Origin of the sequence: Paenibacillus tritici, assembly GCF_018207515.1 — a bacterium.
In the GTDB taxonomy this organism is placed as follows: Bacteria; Bacillota; Bacilli; order Paenibacillales; family Paenibacillaceae; genus Paenibacillus_AQ; species Paenibacillus_AQ tritici.
The window spans coordinates 7,006,521-7,024,746 of record NZ_CP073365.1; the positions used below are offsets into that span (position 1 = coordinate 7,006,521).

General features: G+C 54.1%; 17 protein-coding genes and 2 riboswitches. Of the genes, 10 read left to right on the forward strand and 7 right to left on the reverse strand.

The window, feature by feature from the left end:
• The first annotated feature begins 127 nt into the window (after positions 1-127).
• The 3 genes from KDC22_RS30180 (at position 128) to KDC22_RS30190 (ending at position 2,532) form a co-directional block, all read left to right on the forward strand.
• On the forward strand, positions 128-913 hold the full coding sequence (locus tag KDC22_RS30180) for a flagellar motor protein (RefSeq protein ID WP_211721304.1): 786 nt from the start codon (positions 128-130) through the stop codon (positions 911-913).
• Positions 910-1,815 carry a flagellar motor protein MotB gene (locus tag KDC22_RS30185; protein ID WP_211721305.1) on the forward strand — a complete coding sequence of 302 codons (906 nt, stop codon included), beginning with the start codon at positions 910-912 and terminating at the stop codon, positions 1,813-1,815. The genes KDC22_RS30180 and KDC22_RS30185 overlap by 4 nt, the downstream gene beginning before the upstream one ends.
• A gap of 84 nt (positions 1,816-1,899) precedes the next feature.
• A complete protein-coding gene (locus tag KDC22_RS30190) occupies positions 1,900-2,532 on the forward strand; it encodes a hypothetical protein (protein ID WP_173136261.1) in 633 nt (210 codons plus the stop codon).
• A 96-nt stretch (positions 2,533-2,628) separates the two neighbouring features.
• Here the strand turns inward: KDC22_RS30190 and gcvH are convergent, their stop codons facing one another.
• The gene (gene gcvH / locus KDC22_RS30195) at positions 2,629-3,021 is read right to left on the reverse strand and encodes a glycine cleavage system protein GcvH (RefSeq protein ID WP_173136259.1); all 393 of its coding nucleotides are present in this window, start codon (positions 3,019-3,021) and stop codon (positions 2,629-2,631) included.
• A 185-nt stretch (positions 3,022-3,206) separates the two neighbouring features.
• Positions 3,207-3,304: riboswitch (glycine riboswitch) on the forward strand.
• Positions 3,305-3,307: 3 nt separating this feature from the next.
• A riboswitch (glycine riboswitch) is annotated at positions 3,308-3,406 on the forward strand.
• Between the two features lie 80 nt (positions 3,407-3,486).
• On the opposite strand from gcvH, the gene gcvT reads away from it, so the two are divergent.
• The 3 genes from gcvT to gcvPB are packed head-to-tail and all read left to right on the forward strand — an operon-like array spanning position 3,487 to position 7,417.
• On the forward strand, positions 3,487-4,611 hold the full coding sequence (gcvT, locus tag KDC22_RS30200) for a glycine cleavage system aminomethyltransferase GcvT (RefSeq protein ID WP_211721306.1): 1,125 nt from the start codon (positions 3,487-3,489) through the stop codon (positions 4,609-4,611).
• Positions 4,608-5,960 carry an aminomethyl-transferring glycine dehydrogenase subunit GcvPA gene (gene gcvPA, locus KDC22_RS30205; RefSeq protein ID WP_211721307.1) on the forward strand — a complete coding sequence of 451 codons (1,353 nt, stop codon included), beginning with the start codon at positions 4,608-4,610 and terminating at the stop codon, positions 5,958-5,960. Before gcvT ends, gcvPA begins: the two co-directional genes overlap by 4 nt.
• A complete protein-coding gene (gene gcvPB, locus KDC22_RS30210) occupies positions 5,957-7,417 on the forward strand; it encodes an aminomethyl-transferring glycine dehydrogenase subunit GcvPB (RefSeq protein WP_211721308.1) in 1,461 nt (486 codons plus the stop codon). Before gcvPA ends, gcvPB begins: the two co-directional genes overlap by 4 nt.
• Before the next feature lie 119 nt (positions 7,418-7,536).
• Here the strand turns inward: gcvPB and KDC22_RS30215 are convergent, their stop codons facing one another.
• Positions 7,537-8,343 carry a helix-turn-helix domain-containing protein gene (locus tag KDC22_RS30215; RefSeq protein ID WP_211721309.1) on the reverse strand — a complete coding sequence of 269 codons (807 nt, stop codon included), beginning with the start codon at positions 8,341-8,343 and terminating at the stop codon, positions 7,537-7,539.
• A gap of 172 nt (positions 8,344-8,515) precedes the next feature.
• Between KDC22_RS30215 and KDC22_RS30220 the strand changes: the two genes are divergently transcribed.
• The 4 genes from KDC22_RS30220 to KDC22_RS30235 all read left to right on the forward strand — a co-directional run bounded on the left by KDC22_RS30220 (position 8,516) and on the right by KDC22_RS30235 (position 11,638).
• Positions 8,516-8,866, forward strand: a complete 351-nt coding sequence (locus KDC22_RS30220) for a hypothetical protein (protein ID WP_211721310.1) — start codon at positions 8,516-8,518, stop codon at positions 8,864-8,866.
• Positions 8,867-8,985: 119 nt separating this feature from the next.
• Positions 8,986-9,996 (forward strand): ABC transporter ATP-binding protein, encoded by a 1,011-nt coding sequence (locus KDC22_RS30225; RefSeq protein WP_343222056.1) that lies wholly within the window; start codon positions 8,986-8,988, stop codon positions 9,994-9,996.
• Between the two features lie 18 nt (positions 9,997-10,014).
• On the forward strand, positions 10,015-10,821 hold the full coding sequence (locus KDC22_RS30230) for an ABC transporter permease (RefSeq protein WP_211724244.1): 807 nt from the start codon (positions 10,015-10,017) through the stop codon (positions 10,819-10,821).
• Positions 10,822-10,840: 19 nt separating this feature from the next.
• A complete protein-coding gene (locus tag KDC22_RS30235) occupies positions 10,841-11,638 on the forward strand; it encodes an ABC transporter permease (RefSeq protein WP_173136244.1) in 798 nt (265 codons plus the stop codon).
• 594 nt (positions 11,639-12,232) lie between these two features.
• Here KDC22_RS30235 and KDC22_RS30240 read toward each other — a convergent pair.
• The 5 genes from KDC22_RS30240 to KDC22_RS30260 all read right to left on the reverse strand — a co-directional run bounded on the left by KDC22_RS30240 (position 12,233) and on the right by KDC22_RS30260 (position 18,211).
• Positions 12,233-13,465, reverse strand: coding sequence for an IS110 family RNA-guided transposase (locus KDC22_RS30240; RefSeq protein ID WP_211721312.1), 1,233 nt, complete (start codon positions 13,463-13,465; stop codon positions 12,233-12,235).
• 686 nt (positions 13,466-14,151) lie between these two features.
• Positions 14,152-14,982 carry a hypothetical protein gene (locus KDC22_RS30245; protein WP_211721313.1) on the reverse strand — a complete coding sequence of 277 codons (831 nt, stop codon included), beginning with the start codon at positions 14,980-14,982 and terminating at the stop codon, positions 14,152-14,154.
• Positions 14,983-15,498: 516 nt separating this feature from the next.
• The gene (locus tag KDC22_RS30250; protein ID WP_211721314.1) at positions 15,499-15,822 is read right to left on the reverse strand and encodes an L-rhamnose mutarotase; all 324 of its coding nucleotides are present in this window, start codon (positions 15,820-15,822) and stop codon (positions 15,499-15,501) included.
• Between the two features lie 69 nt (positions 15,823-15,891).
• Positions 15,892-17,052: an ABC transporter permease gene (locus KDC22_RS30255; RefSeq protein WP_211721315.1), complete on the reverse strand. Its 1,161-nt coding sequence runs from the start codon at positions 17,050-17,052 to the stop codon at positions 15,892-15,894.
• Positions 17,045-18,211, reverse strand: a complete 1,167-nt coding sequence (locus tag KDC22_RS30260) for an ABC transporter permease (RefSeq protein ID WP_211721316.1) — start codon at positions 18,209-18,211, stop codon at positions 17,045-17,047. Before KDC22_RS30260 ends, KDC22_RS30255 begins: the two co-directional genes overlap by 8 nt.
• Between the last annotated feature and the right edge of the window lie 15 nt (positions 18,212-18,226).

Sequence of the window (18,226 nt, forward strand, 5' to 3'; positions counted from 1 at the left end):
CTAATGAGCCTTCATCCATACCAAGCTGAAAAATATGGAAGATAGGAATGCACGTTCCCGTTTATTATACAGCGTTGCCCAGACTGTTGCAAACCATAATATATAGAAATTTAAGGAGCCTGAATTTATGGATATCACTTCAATAATCGGCCTGGTGGCCGGGATTGCCGCAATGATCGGCGGTTTTCTGTGGGAAGGCGGAAGCCTGTCCGGCCTGCTGCAGCCGAATGCTGCGCTTATTGTCTTCGGCGGCACCCTGGCCGCTATACTTATCGGCTTTCCGGCCTCCAAGCTCCGCAGTGTACCGGCGGCTCTGCGCCTGGCTTTTGGCAGACAGCCGGACACCAGTCAGGAACAGGCGGAAGAGCTGATCTCCATGGCTACAGTCACGCGGCGCGGCGGCGTACTCGCACTGGAGAAACGAGCCGAAGAACATCCCGACACCTTCACCAGAGAAGGGCTGTTTCTGATTGTCGATGGCAATGACCCGGATCAGGTCCGGCAAATCCTGGAGCTTGAAATGGATGCCAAGGAGCTGAAATATGAAGGTTACGCCAAAATTTTTGAAGCGGCCGGCGGCTATGCTCCCACAATGGGGATTATCGGCACCGTTATGGGGCTGATCCGTGTATTGGGCCATTTAACGGACCCTTCCCAGCTGGGTGCCTCCATTGCTGTAGCTTTTACAGCCACGCTCTATGGCGTAGCCAGTGCTAATTTAATCTTTTTACCCATTGCCTCCAAAATTAAATCCCGCAGCCAAAGTGAACTGGGCACCATGGAGATGCTGCTCGTTGGCATCCTGTCCCTGCAGAATGGGGATCACCCGCATCTGGTCCGCAAAAAACTGGCCCCGTTCATTTCAGACGCCGCCCCCAAACGCAGCAGCAATAGCCCGGGGGAACCGCTATGAGACAAAGAAACCGCAGACAGCCCCGCGCCGCAGGCAAGGAGAGCCGGGACCGCTGGATGATTACCTATGCGGATCTGATTACGCTTCTGCTCATTTTCTTCGTGATTCTGTATGCCATGAGCAGTCTGGATTCGCAAAAGTATGCGCTTGTTTCAGGTTCCTTATCGGATACGTTCAAGAGTGGCGGTTCTGTGCTGGAGGGCGGTAATGGAGTTCTAGAAGGCAATAAGGGGAACAGCGGCCAGGCCGTCCCGAACGGACAAGAAGATGACGGCGGAACGCAAGGAGCGGTTTCCGGGGGCGATGGGGAAGGAAGCGCCACAGATTCCGGTGGCAGCTCCGGCGATGGCACCAGCACTGGTACATCCGGGCAAAACAGTGACACTGCCGGACACCAGCCGTCTGCGCGTGAGCTGGCTTTTCGTGAACAGGAAGCGAAGCTGGCGGCTCTAATGGGAGTCATCACCGAATATGTGGAGGAGAATAACCTCGGGGAACAGATCTTTGTGGCAGACAAGCCGCAGGGCATTGCGATCACGCTTAGTGACCGGTTCCTCTTCGATGCGGGCCAAGCCGAGCTGAAATCGCCTGCCTTCCCTGCACTGCGTCAGCTCTCCGGCCTGTTCCGGGGCATCGGCGCCACGGTCAGCATCGAAGGACATACCGATAATGTTCCGGTAACCCTTCGATCGGTCTACACCGACAATTGGGATCTATCCGGCGCCCGCGCACTGTCTGTGCTGCGCTTCTTCCTGGACAACGAGGGGCTTAGCCCCGATACGTTCCAGTACGCCGGTTACGCCGATACCAGACCTGCCTACGATAATACAACCGCCGAAGGACGGCAGAAGAACCGCCGGGTTGAACTGATTGTTCTGCGGCAGCTTCAGGAGGAAGAATAGCACGTAACTGCGCGCGAATCAGCTCAAATACCGGCAGGCGACAGGAGCATATATCCATTTGCTAATATAAGGAGATAGACCGCTATGCAGGATACAAACGGAGCGGCACCGGAGGCCGCAGGTTTTTTCAGGTTTTTGCGGCTGGCAGTTTCTCTGATCACGATCATTATTGCCCAGGGGATGCTTACCCTCTTTGTCGGATTTTTTGCCGCCTTCATGCAGTTCTTCTCCTCCGGTTACTTCTGGGGAGACCTGGCCCGCGTCTATCCGCTGGACAAGCTGATTGCAATTGGCGCTGATTACCTTATTGCCGGAGCTATCTTCGCCCTGGCCTGGTTTGGGGTCTGGTGGATGCTCTACGGCCTGTCCGGGAATGGGCGTATCCGCTGTTTCCCCCTGCTTCTGCTGAGCGCGTATTCGACGTTTCTTCTCCTCTTTTTACAGGTCAATCCGGTTTATAACCCCGACGCCATGATCCCCAGCTCTGCCGGGGAAGCAACATTTATCGTTTGTATGGGGATGTCTGCCGCCGTGCTTTTTCCGTTTTATTCAGCCGGAGTGTATTATTTCGTGCTCAAGCCCGCCACCCGTCCGCAAAAAAGTTACCGTTTCCTGCTGCTGTGCTCTGTATTTTCCGTTGCGGGCCTGGCTCTTCTGCCCTTCCTGTGGCATCTGGCTCCAAACATTTATCCGGGGCTGCTTGGCTTTCCAGAATGATATAAAGACGCAAAAAGACAGACCTCTCACATTAGTGACATCTAATGTAATAAGAGAAGCCTGTCGTATCCAGCCGTTCAGCAACTAAGCTGAACCTTATTCTCCAACCAATTCCTTATAAGCAGCCGCATCCAGCAGGCCGGAAGCCGCCTCGGCGAACTCACCGTCAAGCTCCAGCTCAAAAATCCATCCGCCGCCGTATGGCTGGTCATTGATCAGTTCCGGGCTGGTCTCCAGGGCGTCATTGATCTTGGTGACCGTCCCTGATACCGGTGAATACAGCTCTGACACCGTCTTCACGGATTCGATGCTGCCTACACTGTCGCCTGCGGAGATCGCTGCCCCGACTTCCGGAAATTCTACAAACACGATGTCGCCGAGCAGATGCTGCGCATGATCCGTAATCCCTACACGTACTACACGTCCCTCACCCTGCTGTGCCCATTCATGCTCTTCGCTGTATACCAGGTTGTCCAGCACTTCACTCATTTACAAGCCGCCTCTTTTCCACATTTGGAGTTCTAAATTTAGTTATAGCCTAATTTATTGACTTGCCTAATGTCAATATAACTGACAGTAAAATTTAATTTGTCAACTTTTTGACGTTTTTTTGATTGACAGTATGGAGGGTTACCCGGTTTAATGGAATCAGTAGAATATCATATCGTTTGCGAATGATGGCATAGGGAGAGACTGTCTCACAGGAAGACAGCGCCGAAGGAGTAAGCCCGGGATGGGTGAATCTCTCAGGCAAAAGGACCTTTGCCGGACGCATCTCTGGAGAGCATCCAGGCCTGCCGCGCAGGTCTCACGGATCACCAACGGGGAAACCTGCGCGTTACTGCAGGGTAACTCTCAGGTACAAAGGACAGAGCGAAAGTTCATTTATGCGTGTATGCATAATGGCTTTCGCCTGTCCTTTTTTGTATATAAACAGACCAAGGGAGTGACGAGATGGAGTCTTTGAGAAGAACGCCTTTTTATGACCTCTATTCCGCCTACGCGGAGTCCAGATGCATTGATTTCGGCGGCTGGGAGCTGCCGGTGCAGTTCACAGGAATCGTTAAGGAGCATGAAGCCGTCCGTGAACGGGCCGGATTATTCGATGTCTCCCATATGGGAGAATTCATGGTTACCGGCAGCGGCTCCGAGGCCTTCCTGCAGCTTATGACCACCAATGATGTCAGCCGCCTGGAGGACGGCGCAGCGCAGTATACGCTTATGCTCTATCCGGGCGGCGGAGTGGTTGACGATCTGCTCGTGTACCGGCTGGGCGAGGAGCGTTACATGCTTGTTGTCAATGCCTCCAATATCGACAAGGACTTCCAGTGGCTGCAGGAGCATCTCACACCTGAGTTCAGCGGTGTCAGCATGAAGAATGTCTCTGACGAGACCCTGCTGCTCGCGCTCCAAGGACCGCTGGCGGAGACCATTCTTGCCCAGGTCACGCAGGTCCCGCTCCCGGAGCTTAAGCCCTTCCACTTCATCGAGCAAGCTGAGGTCTGCGGTGTAACTGTCCTGCTCTCCCGCACCGGGTATACCGGTGAAGACGGCTTCGAGCTGTACGCTCCCGCAGCTACAGCGGCTGCTCTCTGGAACGGCCTGCTCGAAGCAGGCGCTCCGCATGGCCTGACTCCTGCCGGACTCGGCGCACGCGATACGCTGCGCTTCGAGGCCAAGCTGCCGCTGTACGGCCAGGAGCTGTCAGCAGACATCACTCCCCTTGAAGCCGGTGTCCAGTTCTTCGTGAAGCTGGACAAAGCTGATTTTATCGGCCGCGCTGCCCTGCTGAAGCAGAAGGAAGCCGGCCTGCCGCGCCGCCTGGTAGGTCTTGAGATGATCGACCGCGGCATCCCCCGCTCCCACTATCCCGTGTATGCGGACGGAGTGAAGATCGGTGAAGTCACGACCGGCACCCAATCCCCGACACTGAAACGGAATCTCGGACTCGCCCTGCTGGATGCTGCCTATACGGAGACCGGCACAGAGGTGTATGTGGAGATCCGCGGCAAGCAGCTTAAGGCTGTTGTCATCAAAGCCCCGTTCTACAAAAAGAGCCAAGGAGTGAAGCCCCAATGAAGCACCGCTATCTGCCCATGACGGAGCAAGACCGTGCAGAAATGATGGAAACTGTAGGCATACAGTCCATTGACGAGCTGTTCGCCGATATTCCGCAGTCTGTCCGCTACCAGGGAACAATGCCGATGTCCGGCGCCCTGGACGAATATGCACTGCTTCGCCATATGAAGGGCCTGGCTGACAAGAATGCCGACTTCGACACCCACACCAGCTTCCTGGGCGCCGGATTGTACGACCACCACGTTCCGGTCGTCATCAACCATGTGATTTCCCGTTCGGAATTCTATACTGCCTACACTCCTTACCAGCCGGAGATCAGCCAGGGGGAGCTTCAGGCGATCTTTGAATTCCAGTCCTATATCTGTGAGCTGACCGGCATGAAGGTTGCCAATGCCAGTATGTATGACGGCGCAACCGCCTTCTCTGAAGCAGCGGTGCTGGCCGCCGGTGCCACCAAACGCAAGAAGCTGATTGTCTCCCGCACGGTTCATCCTGAAGCACGGCAGGTGCTGCGCACCTCCGCCAATGCCTGGGGCCTGCAAATTGTAGAGATCAACTATGCAGACGGTGTGACGGACCTCGCACAGCTGGCCGCCGCAATCGACGGCGATACCGCCGCCGTTCTGGTTCAGTCCCCCAACTTCTTCGGCGGCATTGAGGATCTGCGCGGGATCGAACCGCTGGTCCATGCGGTCAAGGGACTGCTTGTCGTCAGCGCGAATCCGATTGCGCTGGGCGTACTGGAAGCGCCCGGACGGCTTGGCGCCGACATCGTCGTCGGCGATGCGCAGCCGCTCGGAATTGCCGCTTCGCTCGGCGGTCCGACCTGCGGATTCTTCGCCGTTGCCGAGCCGTTAATGCGCCGGATGCCGGGCCGGATCGTCGGCCAGACCGTTGACCGTAACGGTAAGCGCGGCTTCGTCTTGACCCTTCAGGCGCGGGAGCAGCATATCCGCCGCGAGAAGGCGACCTCGAATATCTGCTCCAACCAGGCGCTGCTGGCGCTGTGCGCCTCCGTCTACTTATCCGTGATGGGCAAAGAGGGAATGCGTGAGGTTGGCGAGCTGAACATCCGCAAGAGTCATTACGCCGCCGGAAGGCTGGCTGCCATTGCCGGGGCAGAGCGCGTCTTCAGCGCCCCGTTCTTCAATGAATTTGTACTGAAGCTGCCGGAAGGCAGCAGTGTGAGTGCGGTGAACTCCAAGCTGCTGAAGGAAGGCTATCTCGGCGGATATGACTTAAGCCGGGATTATCCCGAGCTGGCCGGACATATGCTGGTTGCCGTAACGGAGAAAAGAAGCCGAACCGAAATTGACGAATTCGCAAGTGTACTGGAGGGCTGTATATGAAACCCGAACAAAGTCTGATCTTCGAATTAAGCCGTCCCGGCCGATCGGCCTACTCTTTGCCGCTGTGTGATGTGCCGCAGGACGAGGGCCTTGGCTCACTCATTCCTGAAGGGCTGCTGCGCAGCGAACCTGTACTTCTGCCGGAGGTCTCTGAAGTGGATGTCATCCGCCACTATACCTCCCTGTCGCGGCGCAACTTCGGCGTCGATAACGGCTTCTATCCGCTCGGCTCCTGCACGATGAAGTATAACCCGAAGATCAATGAAGATGTCGCCCGCTTCCCCGGCCTGTCCAAAATCCACCCGTACCAGCCGGAAGAGAGCATTCAGGGTGCGCTTGAATTGATGTACACGCTGCAAAAGGATCTCGCCGGACTGACCGGCATGGACGCTGTATCCCTTCAGCCTGCTGCCGGAGCCCATGGCGAATGGACCGGCCTGATGATGATCCGCGCCTATCACGAGAGCGGCGGCGAAGTCCGCTCCAAGGTGATCGTGCCGGATTCCTCACACGGGACTAACCCCGCCAGCGCCGCAGCGGCCGGACTCGACACCGTGACCATCCCCTCCAACGACAAGGGAATGGTCGATCTTGAAGCGCTGAAGGCCGCTGTCGGCAGCGACACCGCTGCGCTGATGCTGACGAACCCGAGCACGCTCGGACTCTTCGAGACTCAGATCGTAGAGATCGCGGCCATTGTGCATGAAGCAGGCGGTCTGCTCTATTACGACGGAGCGAACTCCAACGCGATTATGGGCATCACCCGCCCGGGCGATATGGGCTTCGATGTGGTCCATCTCAACCTGCATAAGACGATGAGCACACCGCACGGCGGCGGCGGGCCGGGAGCCGGACCGGTTGGCGTGAAGGCGAAGCTAATTCCGTTCCTGCCGCAGCCTACTGTGGCCCAGAACGAGGATGGCAGTTTCACACTGGACTGCGGCGGGCCGGAATCCATCGGCCGCGTCAAAGCTTTTTACGGCAACTTCGGTATTCTCGTCCGTGCTTATGCCTATATCCGCACCTACGGGCCGGACGGCCTGCGCGAGGTCTCCGAGAATGCGGTGCTGAACGCCAACTATATGATGCACCGGTTGGCCCCTTATTTCGAGATTCCCTTCCCGGGTGTCTGCAAGCATGAATTCGTTATGTCCGGCAGACGCCTTAAGCAATACGGCGTGCGCACTCTGGATGTAGCCAAACGGCTGCTCGACTTCGGTTATCATCCGCCGACGGTCTACTTCCCGCTGACCGTAGAGGAATGTATGATGATTGAGCCGACCGAGACTGAGAGCAAGGAGACGCTCGATGGCTTCATTGAGACCATGATCCGGATCGTCAAGGAAGCCGAGGAGACACCGGAGATCGTGATTAATGCACCGCATACCACGGAGATTAGCCGGCTGGATGAGACACAGGCCGCGCGTAAGCCGGTACTCAACTGCTCCTGCGGATAAACCTTCAATAATAGACTTACACCGCTGCACCACCCTTATTTTAAAATAGCCGGGCAAGTGATACGTCAGTATCGCTGCCCGGCTATTCTGTATGTACCGCGGTTATGGAGAGGCGGTGTCTACGGCGTAAGCCGTTTGACGAACTGAAAGCGGTCATTCACCCGCATTTTACTGTAAATGCTCTTCAGCATATTGCGCACCGTGCCTTCACTGATCCCCAGGTCGCTCCCGATGTGCAGCGCGCTTTTCTCAAGCAGCCATAGCCTTGCCACCTCCTGCTCCCGCGCAGTCAGCTTATATTCCTGTAAAGTGGCTTCGAGCCGGTACTGCTGCATCTCCGGGTTCTTCTCCATCCACTTCCCCATCACATTCTCGGCAATCTGCTGCACGAAGGGAATGGCGAATTCAATCGGCTCTACTCTATTAAACGAAATATCGACATACCCGTAGACAGTATTATGATCCTGCAGCGGTGCACATACGCAGTTCCAGTTCCGGAAGGCCTGATCCGAATGCTCCGCTCCCCGCACGACCCCGATGCACTTCATCTCCATGGCCAGCGATACGGCATTCATTCCCGCCCGCTCTCTGCATAAGCTGACCCCCGGCCGCAGTTCCGCCTGCTCCATCTCCGTCCGGGTATCCGGGGAAGAGTAGACCAGCTCCAGAATAGTGCCTGCCTTGTCCGTCAAAAACACGACATAAGGAATCGAGAGCAGCTGGCTTAACTTATTCATTTCACTTCGGATCGAAGCAATCATTGCCCGATGATAGATATGCTCTTTGGATTCTTCTGAAGAACCCGCCCCGGACACCGTCCCATGCACATCTGCTTGAGCTGCATCCAGCGGCCGGAAGGCTTCAAGCTCGCTTGCTTCCAAATCTCCAGGCATACTCCATGCTCTCGGTCGATCAAAGACTCTCACGTCGATCCCCTCCATATTTACCATTTCCTATATATCCGATTTTAAAAGAAAGCATTATAACATACAATCACGGAATAATGAACATTCACTGTTGGACCTGTAAAAGCCCGCGTAAGCGCTGTAAAATGTAGAAATCTGTAACCCATTCAACCAAAATTCCGGGAGGTTCGACATGCTTCGCATCGGTTATCTATCGGCTGCTCTGAATCTGGCCACCGCCATCGTATCTTTCCTGCGCTTCGGCAGCAATGAGGCCCTGCTGATCATGGCCGGCTATACCCTTCTCATTCTTGCGGGATACCGGCTGCTGCGGAACCAAGGGGTGCTTACCCTAATCCCTCTGCTCACCTTCAGCTGTTTCTTCCTCATATACAACGTGATCTATGTATTTTTGAAGCAGCTGCACCTCATTGATCTGTATGCGGTTGACTGGAGACTTGAGGTTCAGCTCGCCTTGCCCCTGCTGCTGGGGTTCACCGTCAAGTCCTTCCTGAAGCGAAGCGGCAAATCCCGGTTCGTCTAATCCGTCGGGGGAGGCCGTTTTTTTCACATTCGACCTAAAACGATAGTGTTCGACATCCCCATAGTGATATATTTATTCCTACGTCTTTTACCTTTTACATAGGAGGGTTAGCCTTGAGTATGATTGAAGCCAGAGGGCTGAGCAAGTCCTTCATGCAGGCTGTGAAGGAACCGGGCCTCAAGGGGGCGGTGAAGCATCTGTTCGTGCCCCGGCATATCGAGAAAGTAGCGGTGAAGCCGCTGGATCTGAGGATCGAAGCAGGCGAGACGGTTGCCTATGTGGGTCCGAATGGCGCCGGTAAATCGACCACCATTAAGATGCTGACCGGCATTCTGATGCCTTCCTCCGGCAGCGTTTCTGTAAACGGTATCAATCCGTACAAAAGAAGAATGGAGAATGCCGCCCAGATCGGCGCAGTATTCGGGCAGCGTACCCAGCTGTGGTGGGATATTCCGATTGCCGAGTCTTTCTCGCTGCTGAAGGATATCTATCAGATTCCGGATGTTCTCTATAAGAAGAATATGGACCTGTTCACAGACATGCTGGGGATGAGCGAGTTCATTCACCTGTCGGCGCGGAAGCTCTCCCTGGGTCAGCGGATGCGTGCCGATCTGGCCGCGGCTCTGCTCCACAACCCGCCGATTCTATATCTCGATGAGCCGACAATTGGCCTCGATGTATCCGTGAAGCAGAAGATCCGGGGGTTCATCCGGCAGATCAATCAGGAGCAGAAGACTACTGTGATGCTGACGACTCATGATTTGGGCGACATTGAGGACCTGTGCAAACGGCTGGTGATCATTGATCACGGGGCGATTATTTACGACGGCACCCTGAGCGAAGTCAAAGCCCGTTTTGCCAAAAACCGCGTCATCTTCTTCCAGGCCGGATCGCCTATGCCGGAATTACTTGCGCAGCTCGCCCTGACGCCCGGCATGAAGCTTGAAGAGCAGAGCGCGCTGGAGTTCTCGGTCTCTTTTGACAGATATGAATATACCGCCAGTGAGGTGGTTAGCCAGGTGATGAGACATGGTGAAGTGATCGACTTCCGCATGGAGGACACCCATATTGAGCAGGTCATCAAGGCTGTCTATGACGGCCATCTGGACCTGAACGGAACCGGGGAATAAGGAGGAGTGCACACCGTGATGACAGCAGCCCCGCTCAAAAAATACCGCAGCATCGCCAATCGCTCCCTGCAAAATGTGATGGCCTACCGGAACTCTTATATCATTAATGTGCTGGCGAATTCTATCAATCTGGTCGCTATCTTTTTTCTCTGGCAGGGGATCTACGGCGGGCGCGGGGTGGTTGGCGGCTACTCCTGGGATCAGATGAAAACCTATCTGCTGGTGACCTTCCTGGCCAATTCCGTATTGTCCTGGTATTCCGAGACCGCCATCTCCGGCAAAATCCTTGACGGCAGCGTCGCGATGGACCTGCTGAAGCCGGTTGATTTCCAGACCGCCAGATTCGCAGAGACCTTGGGCGCAAGCCTGCTGGAAGGCGCAATGAGTACGGTCCTGCTGATCCTGTTCGCCACGTTCCTTACCGGAGTCACCTTTCCCCACTCGTTGATCGTCTACCTGCTGTTCGCGGTCAGTCTGCTCTGCGCAGTGGTGGTCAAATTCGGCGTCGTCTATCTGGCGGCTTTATTATGCTTCTGGTCTACCGGATCACTGGGTATTGTCTGGACCCGGATTGCGCTCACCAATCTCCTGTCCGGCGCTCTGGTGCCGCTGGCCTTCTTCCCGGACTGGCTGGAGAAGTTGGCCCTGCTGCTGCCCTTCCAGGCTATTATTCACACACCGACGATGATCTTTCTGCAGCAGGCAGATACCGGGGAGAGTCTGCGGCTGATCGGCCTTCAGCTCCTGTGGGGAGCAGCGCTCTGGATCGGCGGCAAAGCCATGTGGAACTGGGCGGTCCGGCAGGTGACCATTCATGGAGGCTAAGGCAGAGGGAGGACGCAGAATGAAAACTTCACAAATGCTGTATCTCTATAGAAGGCTGTATGTGCAGCAGCTCAAAGCTATTCTGGAATATAATAAGGATTTTTATATTTTGATGTGCTCGGCCGCGTTGACGCAGGTGCTGGGGTTTGTTTTCCTGTGGGTCATCTATGACCGGATTCCGGATATTCACGGCTGGCAGTTCTGGGAAGTTACTTTTATGTACGCCATGATCTTCCTGACGGAGGGAGCGGGGTCGCTGTTCTTTGAAGGCACCTGGCGCCTCGGAAGGCTGGTGAACACGGGTGAGCTGGACCGGTATCTGCTGCGGCCGGTGCCTGTTGTCCTTCAGGTATTCTGCACCGGGATCGGCATCAACGGGCTTGGCAATCTGCTCATCGGCGGCGTCATCATCTGGCAGTCGCTTGCGCACAGCCCTATCCACTGGACCGTAGGCAAAGCCGCCATTCTATTCCTGCTGTTCCTAACTGCGGTCATCATCCGGGTATCCATCAATCTCGCGGGCAATTCGGCGGCCTTCTGGATTCGCAATGCGGGCAATGCCTTTCCGCTTATGGTTCATAATCTGTCTGATCTGGCCAAATACCCCATCACACTGTTCCCACAGGCGATCCGCATCTTTATTTCTACGGTGCTGCCCTATGCGTTCATCAGCTTTTATCCGGCGACCTATATCTTCGGCAAAAGCGGCTGGTCCGGCTGGTGGCTGCTCGCCCCTGTCGCGGCCATAGGGAGCGCGGCTGCGGCGTATGGGATCTTCCGGTACGGGTTGTCGAGGTATGAGAGTACGGGGAATTGAACGGAAAGCGAGTTAGTCTCCCATTTAGGAGCTGGATCGGCGTTGGCACACGGGTGGACGCTCCGTGAACGGACCGTTGTTCCGATCGCTGCCCAGTCCAGATTTTATTATCATTTTTACCTTAGCGGTGAAAATCCGGACACAAAGGCGAACGCTGCCGCTTCTCCACAATCGTTCCGTCCTCTCCGCTGCTTAAGCGGGTATTACAAACGGTAGAACGATCAACCTTTAAACCACTGAGGAGAACTAAGAACAGAATCACCCTGCGGGTGGATAATCTAAGAACCTCTGCGGTCCAGTCAACTCGTATGGCTACCTCCCTTATCCCTCTGCCCATTGCAGAGAATCCTGATCACGCACCTTCGCACCAGCACATTGTATTCGGTTTTCCGCATACATTTGGCTCACGCGGCGCGTCCAGTCCAATTGTGGTCGGTTTTCCGATTACATTCGGCCTACGTGACGCGTTCAGCCCAATTGTGTTCGGTTTAATACGAAAATAAAAGTATCGGAAAATGCGCCGCAGACTGGATTTTGACAAAAAAAGACCCACCGCCCCAAAATTACGTTTCGTTTTTTTTGAAAAAGGGGAGACTATTGGATAGGATTTAATTGCACGCTATATCCTAACTGCTGGATATATTGCACGTACCGATCCAACGGGTTTTTCTTGGACGTCTCATCGCCTAGTGAGACGTCTATTTCTTGGTATAACCTTTTCTCCCGCATCAGGGCATGGAGGATTCGAATCAACAAATGTGCGGTGGCGACGTTTGCTTTTTTATCTCCTCGTCTCTTACGTATTCGTCGAAAGAATTGGCCGATCCGGTTCGAGGAGCGAGAGTTCGCCCAAGCCGCCTGACACAAGGCCCCTTTCAGATGCTTGTTCCCTTGCATCGTTTTTGACTTTTTTCGCTTTCCAGCGCTTTCGTTGTTCCCTGGACACACCCCCGCCCATGATGCAAACTGCGCATCACTCGGGAACATTTCCGCGACATGCGGCCCCACTTCTGCAAAGATGGTCACGGCAGATGTCCGCTCAATTCCTGGAATGGAGTCAATTTGTTCAATCCTCTCCAGGTAGGGTTCTGCCTTCGCCTCGATTCGAGCTTCCAGTTCCGTGATCCGTTTCTCCAAATAGACCAAGTGGTCCCAGTGGTCTCGAATCATCTCCCGATGATGACGGCGCAACTTGCCATTGAGCGCGTCTAGTAGCTGCGGAACTTTCTTTTTTAAACGGGTTTTGACCAGGTTTTTAACGGTCACTTCGTCTACGACCTCGCCGTCCATGATCTTCTGGAGCAGGCCCCGTCCTGAAACCCCATATAGATCGGACATAAAGGTGGTTAGCTTGATGTTGGCATCCTGCAGGATTTTGTGAATGCGGTTTTTCTCCGCCGTCACCGCCTGCACCATCTTACTCCGGTAACGGGTCAAATCTCGCAAATCCCGGATGTCCTGTTCTGGCACCATACTGCCTTCAATGAGCCCGCAACGGTGCAATTGCGCTAACCAGCGCGCATCTTGCATGTCACTTTTTCGACCCGGCATATTCTTTACCCGCTGGGCGTTGGCCAAGACAAGATCACAACTGCCCTCTAAGATGTTCCATACCGGTTTCCAAAACACGCCGGTACTCTCCATCACCACTTCCCGGCAGCCGTGTTCACTCAGCCAATCTTGCAGGCCTAACAATTCTCGGGTTGTCGTCCCAAAGGTTTTCATGTGACATTGCGGTTTCTGTTCGATCGGTCCTTTTAACACGCAGGCCACAACGGTTTCCTGGTGCACGTCCAGACCGGCGCAACACATACGTACAGCATCCATTCCAATCATCCTCCATCGTCAGCTTACAAATCATGCGCTCGAGTGAGTGTAATTTAATACACGTACTTTTTGGGGGGTTACAATAGGCGATGCTCGAAAAGCGCAATAGAACGGTTTTTCGCACGGGGTGTATCCCAGTAACCGCGTCCGCCCTTTGATTTGTATATGTAGTGTTGACGACTACAGCATCTTTTAGAATGGATGCGACGGATGCCACCCACTTATTTTCATTCCTGGGGGTGACAAGGCCTCTGTCTTGTCATGCCTGTTTTTCGATTACATTCGGCCTACGCGGCGCGTCCAGTCCAATTGTGTTCGGTTTTTCGTTTACATTCGGCCTACGCGGCGCGTCCAGTCCAATTGTGTTCGGTTTTTCGTTTACATTCGGCTTTCGCTACCCGCCCAGTCTAATTGTGTTCGGTTTTCCGCTAAAATTTGTTAAATAGATGAACAGACGACGTTCTGTTTTTAGGCGCGCTGCTCATTTTCATGCTGGAGTTGTGCCTTGAAAGACATGTTTGTTTTCACATACATTCGGCCCACGCTTCTTATCCACAACAGACGGATAATATAATTTCCTATACAACAAGACAACGCCGCCTTCAATCCTACCGGCAGCTTTGTCCCCCATTTAGAGTCTGATGCTCAACTTAGGGGATCTTTGTACATTCAATAGTCTTCTGCTTCTACCGTGCAATAAATTGCCGCTTGTCGAGATCCAGATCGTATACCCGCGGCTTCAGCTCCGGGTCCCCACCGGCACCCTCAGGCGAGTGCACAACTAACTGTTCATTCAGGTTAGCAGGTGCGGGCTGATTTTCGGAGAAGACAAGCATATCTTGTACAAGTTCACCCTGTACGAAGGATAGGGGAAACACTTCTCCGCTTATTTTATTGACCGCAAAGGCATAAGCAACCAATCCATGCCCTGATTTATATTGGGGAGCAAGCAGGTATACCTCTGCATCCTTGAAGCTGACTTTATCGAACTTCAGGACCTGATCTGATTGACGTACGAACAAGAGTGCCGGAAACTTCAATAACTCCTGATCCTGACCATCCTCACGGTACACTATGGAGTAATCGGCCTGATAGGTCTGATCCCCTTCGAGACCATAATTGCTGGACACATTCAGATGTCCCCGCTCCTCCGGACCGCTGGAGATCATCAGCAGCTCGCCCCGCTCCGTAGCGGCTCTCGCACGGACGGTTCCAGCCTCATTAACGGAATTGATAATGACGGAATCAGCCAGACCCTCGGGCAGGAACTGGCTGGCGATACCTGTTGGAGTTACCGGAACCGCTGGTGAAGCAGTTGGAGAAGATGAAGCCATAAGAGCAGGTGTAGCTGATATAGCTGGGGCAGACGTTGCAGTATTCGACGGAGTGGCTTCTGCCGATTCTCCCGCCGGAGTAACCGGGTTGGATGCTTCTTCGTTGCTGCATCCCAGCAGCAGGCTGAATGACAGGATCGCGCCCGCTGCCAGTGTTGTACCTATAGATCGGATTGGACTCATTCCCCTCTGTGCATTTTTATGAGCACAACCCATTATATAGTGATATAACTCCTCACAAATTTAAATAATGTCTTCTCTTGTTTAAAAAATAGTAACTAATATATAGATTAAACCGAAAATCCCCCATTCTCCAACTTCTATTGTACTTTCTACAGCAGATGCCCCCGTAATCAGTCATTGAAAAGGAATCTGTTGCACTTTGTACATTAGGAATCAAGTAAAAGTGGGGTTTGGGGCGGAATTCCAGAAATCTATTGTATAGAATACATCAGAATGGGTTTTCACTCCTAATATTGAGAATTCTATTGTACATAGTACATTCACCCAAGCAGCATTTGCTCAATTAGCTATCAGAAGACTAGTCTCCATCTTGTAAAGGACTGCCTAGTTGAGCAGCTACGATTATTATGCAGCTCATTTTCGCATCAGCCAATCTACCGGAATATCCCCTTCAGCAGCGGCGGAGTGACGGGTGTGGTTACCAGCCAGCGTGGTGAATAACAGAATCAGCAGTAATTACTTCAGATAGAAGACTTCACGCAGCGGCACCATCGGAACCGCATCATTGAAATCAAAGGAGCCCTCTACCATCTTCGAGGTGATCGCATTCCAGCGGTTGCAGGCTTCGCTCCCCGCGATATAAGCAAAGGCCGCTTCCGTATCCTCACATTCAAAGCAATAGAAAAACTGGTTACCGTTCTGAAAAATAGAGTAATTACGGATGCCCGCCTTGCTGTGCTCCTCCAGAATTTCCGGCCATGGCTCCAGATGCATCTGCACGTATTCCTCCAGGCATTCCTCTTTCACTGTCCAGGTCCAAGCCAACTTATTGCTGCCCATCTTCGCACCCTCCCAGAACTTCTTTGATCTGATCATATCACAAATTAATGAGTTCTGAACATGTCTGTTTTAGGCACTGATCCCTGCCTCATTCGGACGGAGAATGGCAGAGCCTACCGCCAGCAGAATTGCAGCCATCAGACCCAGAATAGCAAACGGCAGCCACAGCTCGTTCCAGCCTCCGCCCGTAGCGGCAATATCCACTGCCTGTATGGCCCATTTTTGCGGCGTGAAATTGGCCAGCTTCTGCATATAATCCGGCATGATGGAGATCGGCCAAAAGCAGCCCCCGAGCATACAAGTCGGTGTAAGGATCAGCGAGTTCAGCATACCGGCATTGCGCGGATTACGGATCAGGCCTGCAACGGTGCTGGCGATGCCCATAGATACCAGCATGAATGCAGCGAGAACCAGGAAGTAGAGCGCCATCGGCATCCCGTAATCGTAGCGGAGTACCCATCTGCCCAGTGACAGGACCACAAGGATCTGAATCATCCCGACAAGGAAGCTCCCCAGGAAATTACCGAGCGCGATTTCATAAGACCGGACCGGAGCGCTGAACATACGTATCATCGTACGCCCACTACGGTCGTCGGTAATCAGGGAGACAGAGCTCGTTACCAGTGCCATCAGGAACATCAGCGTCAGACCGGTAACGACGCTCAGCGTCTGCCGCGGATACAAATTATAATCTGTACGTGTGCTTCCGACGTTATGCTGCTCTGCCTGCCTCAGCACAGCAGCCAGCTGCGCCTGCACATCACCCGTGCCGCCGCTGCCAGCCGCAACTGCTTGTGCAGCTTCAGCCATATTTGCGGTGATGGCCGTGAGCTTCATTCTCAGCACCATCGAACTTTCGCTTGCCCGCAGCTCATAGATGCTAATCTGCGGCTGCTGCCCCGCCATCAAAGACGCCGAATAGCCCGCAGGAATCCATAACCCGGCCGTCCCCTCCTGCTCGATGGTCGCCTCCTTCAATGCAGCTTCATCCCTGCGCTCTTCAAGCTTGTAATCTCCGGTCTTGGCAAGCTCCGCAAGCAGATGCTTACCGGCTGCCCCCGTATCCGAGTTGGCATACAGGACTGTGGCCTGCTCCTCCCCGGCACCTCCGGTAAAGGATATAATCGCAGCGACCACTACGCTTGGAAGCAGGATGAAGATCATCACACCTTTGACGGTGCCTATGCTGCGTCTGACCATATTCCAGGCAATGGTTATTATTTTATGCATGGTAGCCCACCTTCCGGTATGAGACAATGACGGCTCCGAACAGAACCGCACTGATGAGGCACATGACCCACAGATTCGGCAGAAGCTGCTCCAGGCCGGAATGCAGCATCATACGGATGATCGCCTGCTGCGCCCAGTGGTTAAGCGTGAATGCACCTACGCTGTTCACCCAGGAATCGGGGAGCGGCGCCATCCCGCCACTGATGAAGGTCATCCCTACCGTCAGCACACTAATCATATTCGCAGCGGTTGCCGATGTCCGGCTGAACAGGCAGACCAGCACGGAAAGGGTCATCGAAGCGATGATCATGAGCAGGCAGAACAACAGCAGCAGTCCGGGGCGGTTACCCCAGTAGACACCGAACAGCCAATCAGACAGCAGGATGATCGCCAGACACTGGAGAATACTGACAAGGCCCACGCCCAGCATTTTGCCGACGAACACCTGCCAGTCTTTGACCGGCATAGAATTAATTCTGAGCAGCGTACGGTTCTCTCTGTCGCCAAAAAGTGAGCCTGTTACGGTCAACCCGCTGTACAGCAGAAACATCAGCAGCATGGAAGCCGCATAGAACTGTGCTGCCGTATAAGTCTTCCCGCCATTATTCAGGTCTCCCAGCACCACTCCAGTATTCTTGGCGGATGCCGAAGAAGCTGTAAGGGCCTGCGGCCCGAGCGTAACCGCTACGGCCTGTTTATAATTGAGCTCCCGCAGAAAATTGTCAAAAGCCGTACCCGCCACCAGGTTACCGGTATGATCCTTGCCGAGAATGAATTCCAGCTCCGCCTGCCCTCCGCGCTGCACCCCCTGATCAAAGCCCGGGGGGACAATAACGGCATAAGCGTATTTGCCTGTGCGCAGCCCGCTCTCTGCCGCCTGCCGGCTACCTGTCTCCACAGGGATAAGGATATCCTTAACTTCCGGTGTCTCCAGAAAAGCCTTAATCATAACAGAAGCCTCTGCTCCCCCGTCTCCGGTATTCACAACAGCTATACGTACCGGCTCTATCTTAGCGGCCTCCTTAGCCCCCACCACCCCGGAGAGTGAAGCCCCCAGCAGAAAGATCAGCACCAGCGGCAGCAGAAGCATATTGAGCAGCATCGTCCGTGACCGGAACAGCCTGCGCAGCTCATGCATCATAATGATCCAGGTATTCACACCTTATTCCCCTCT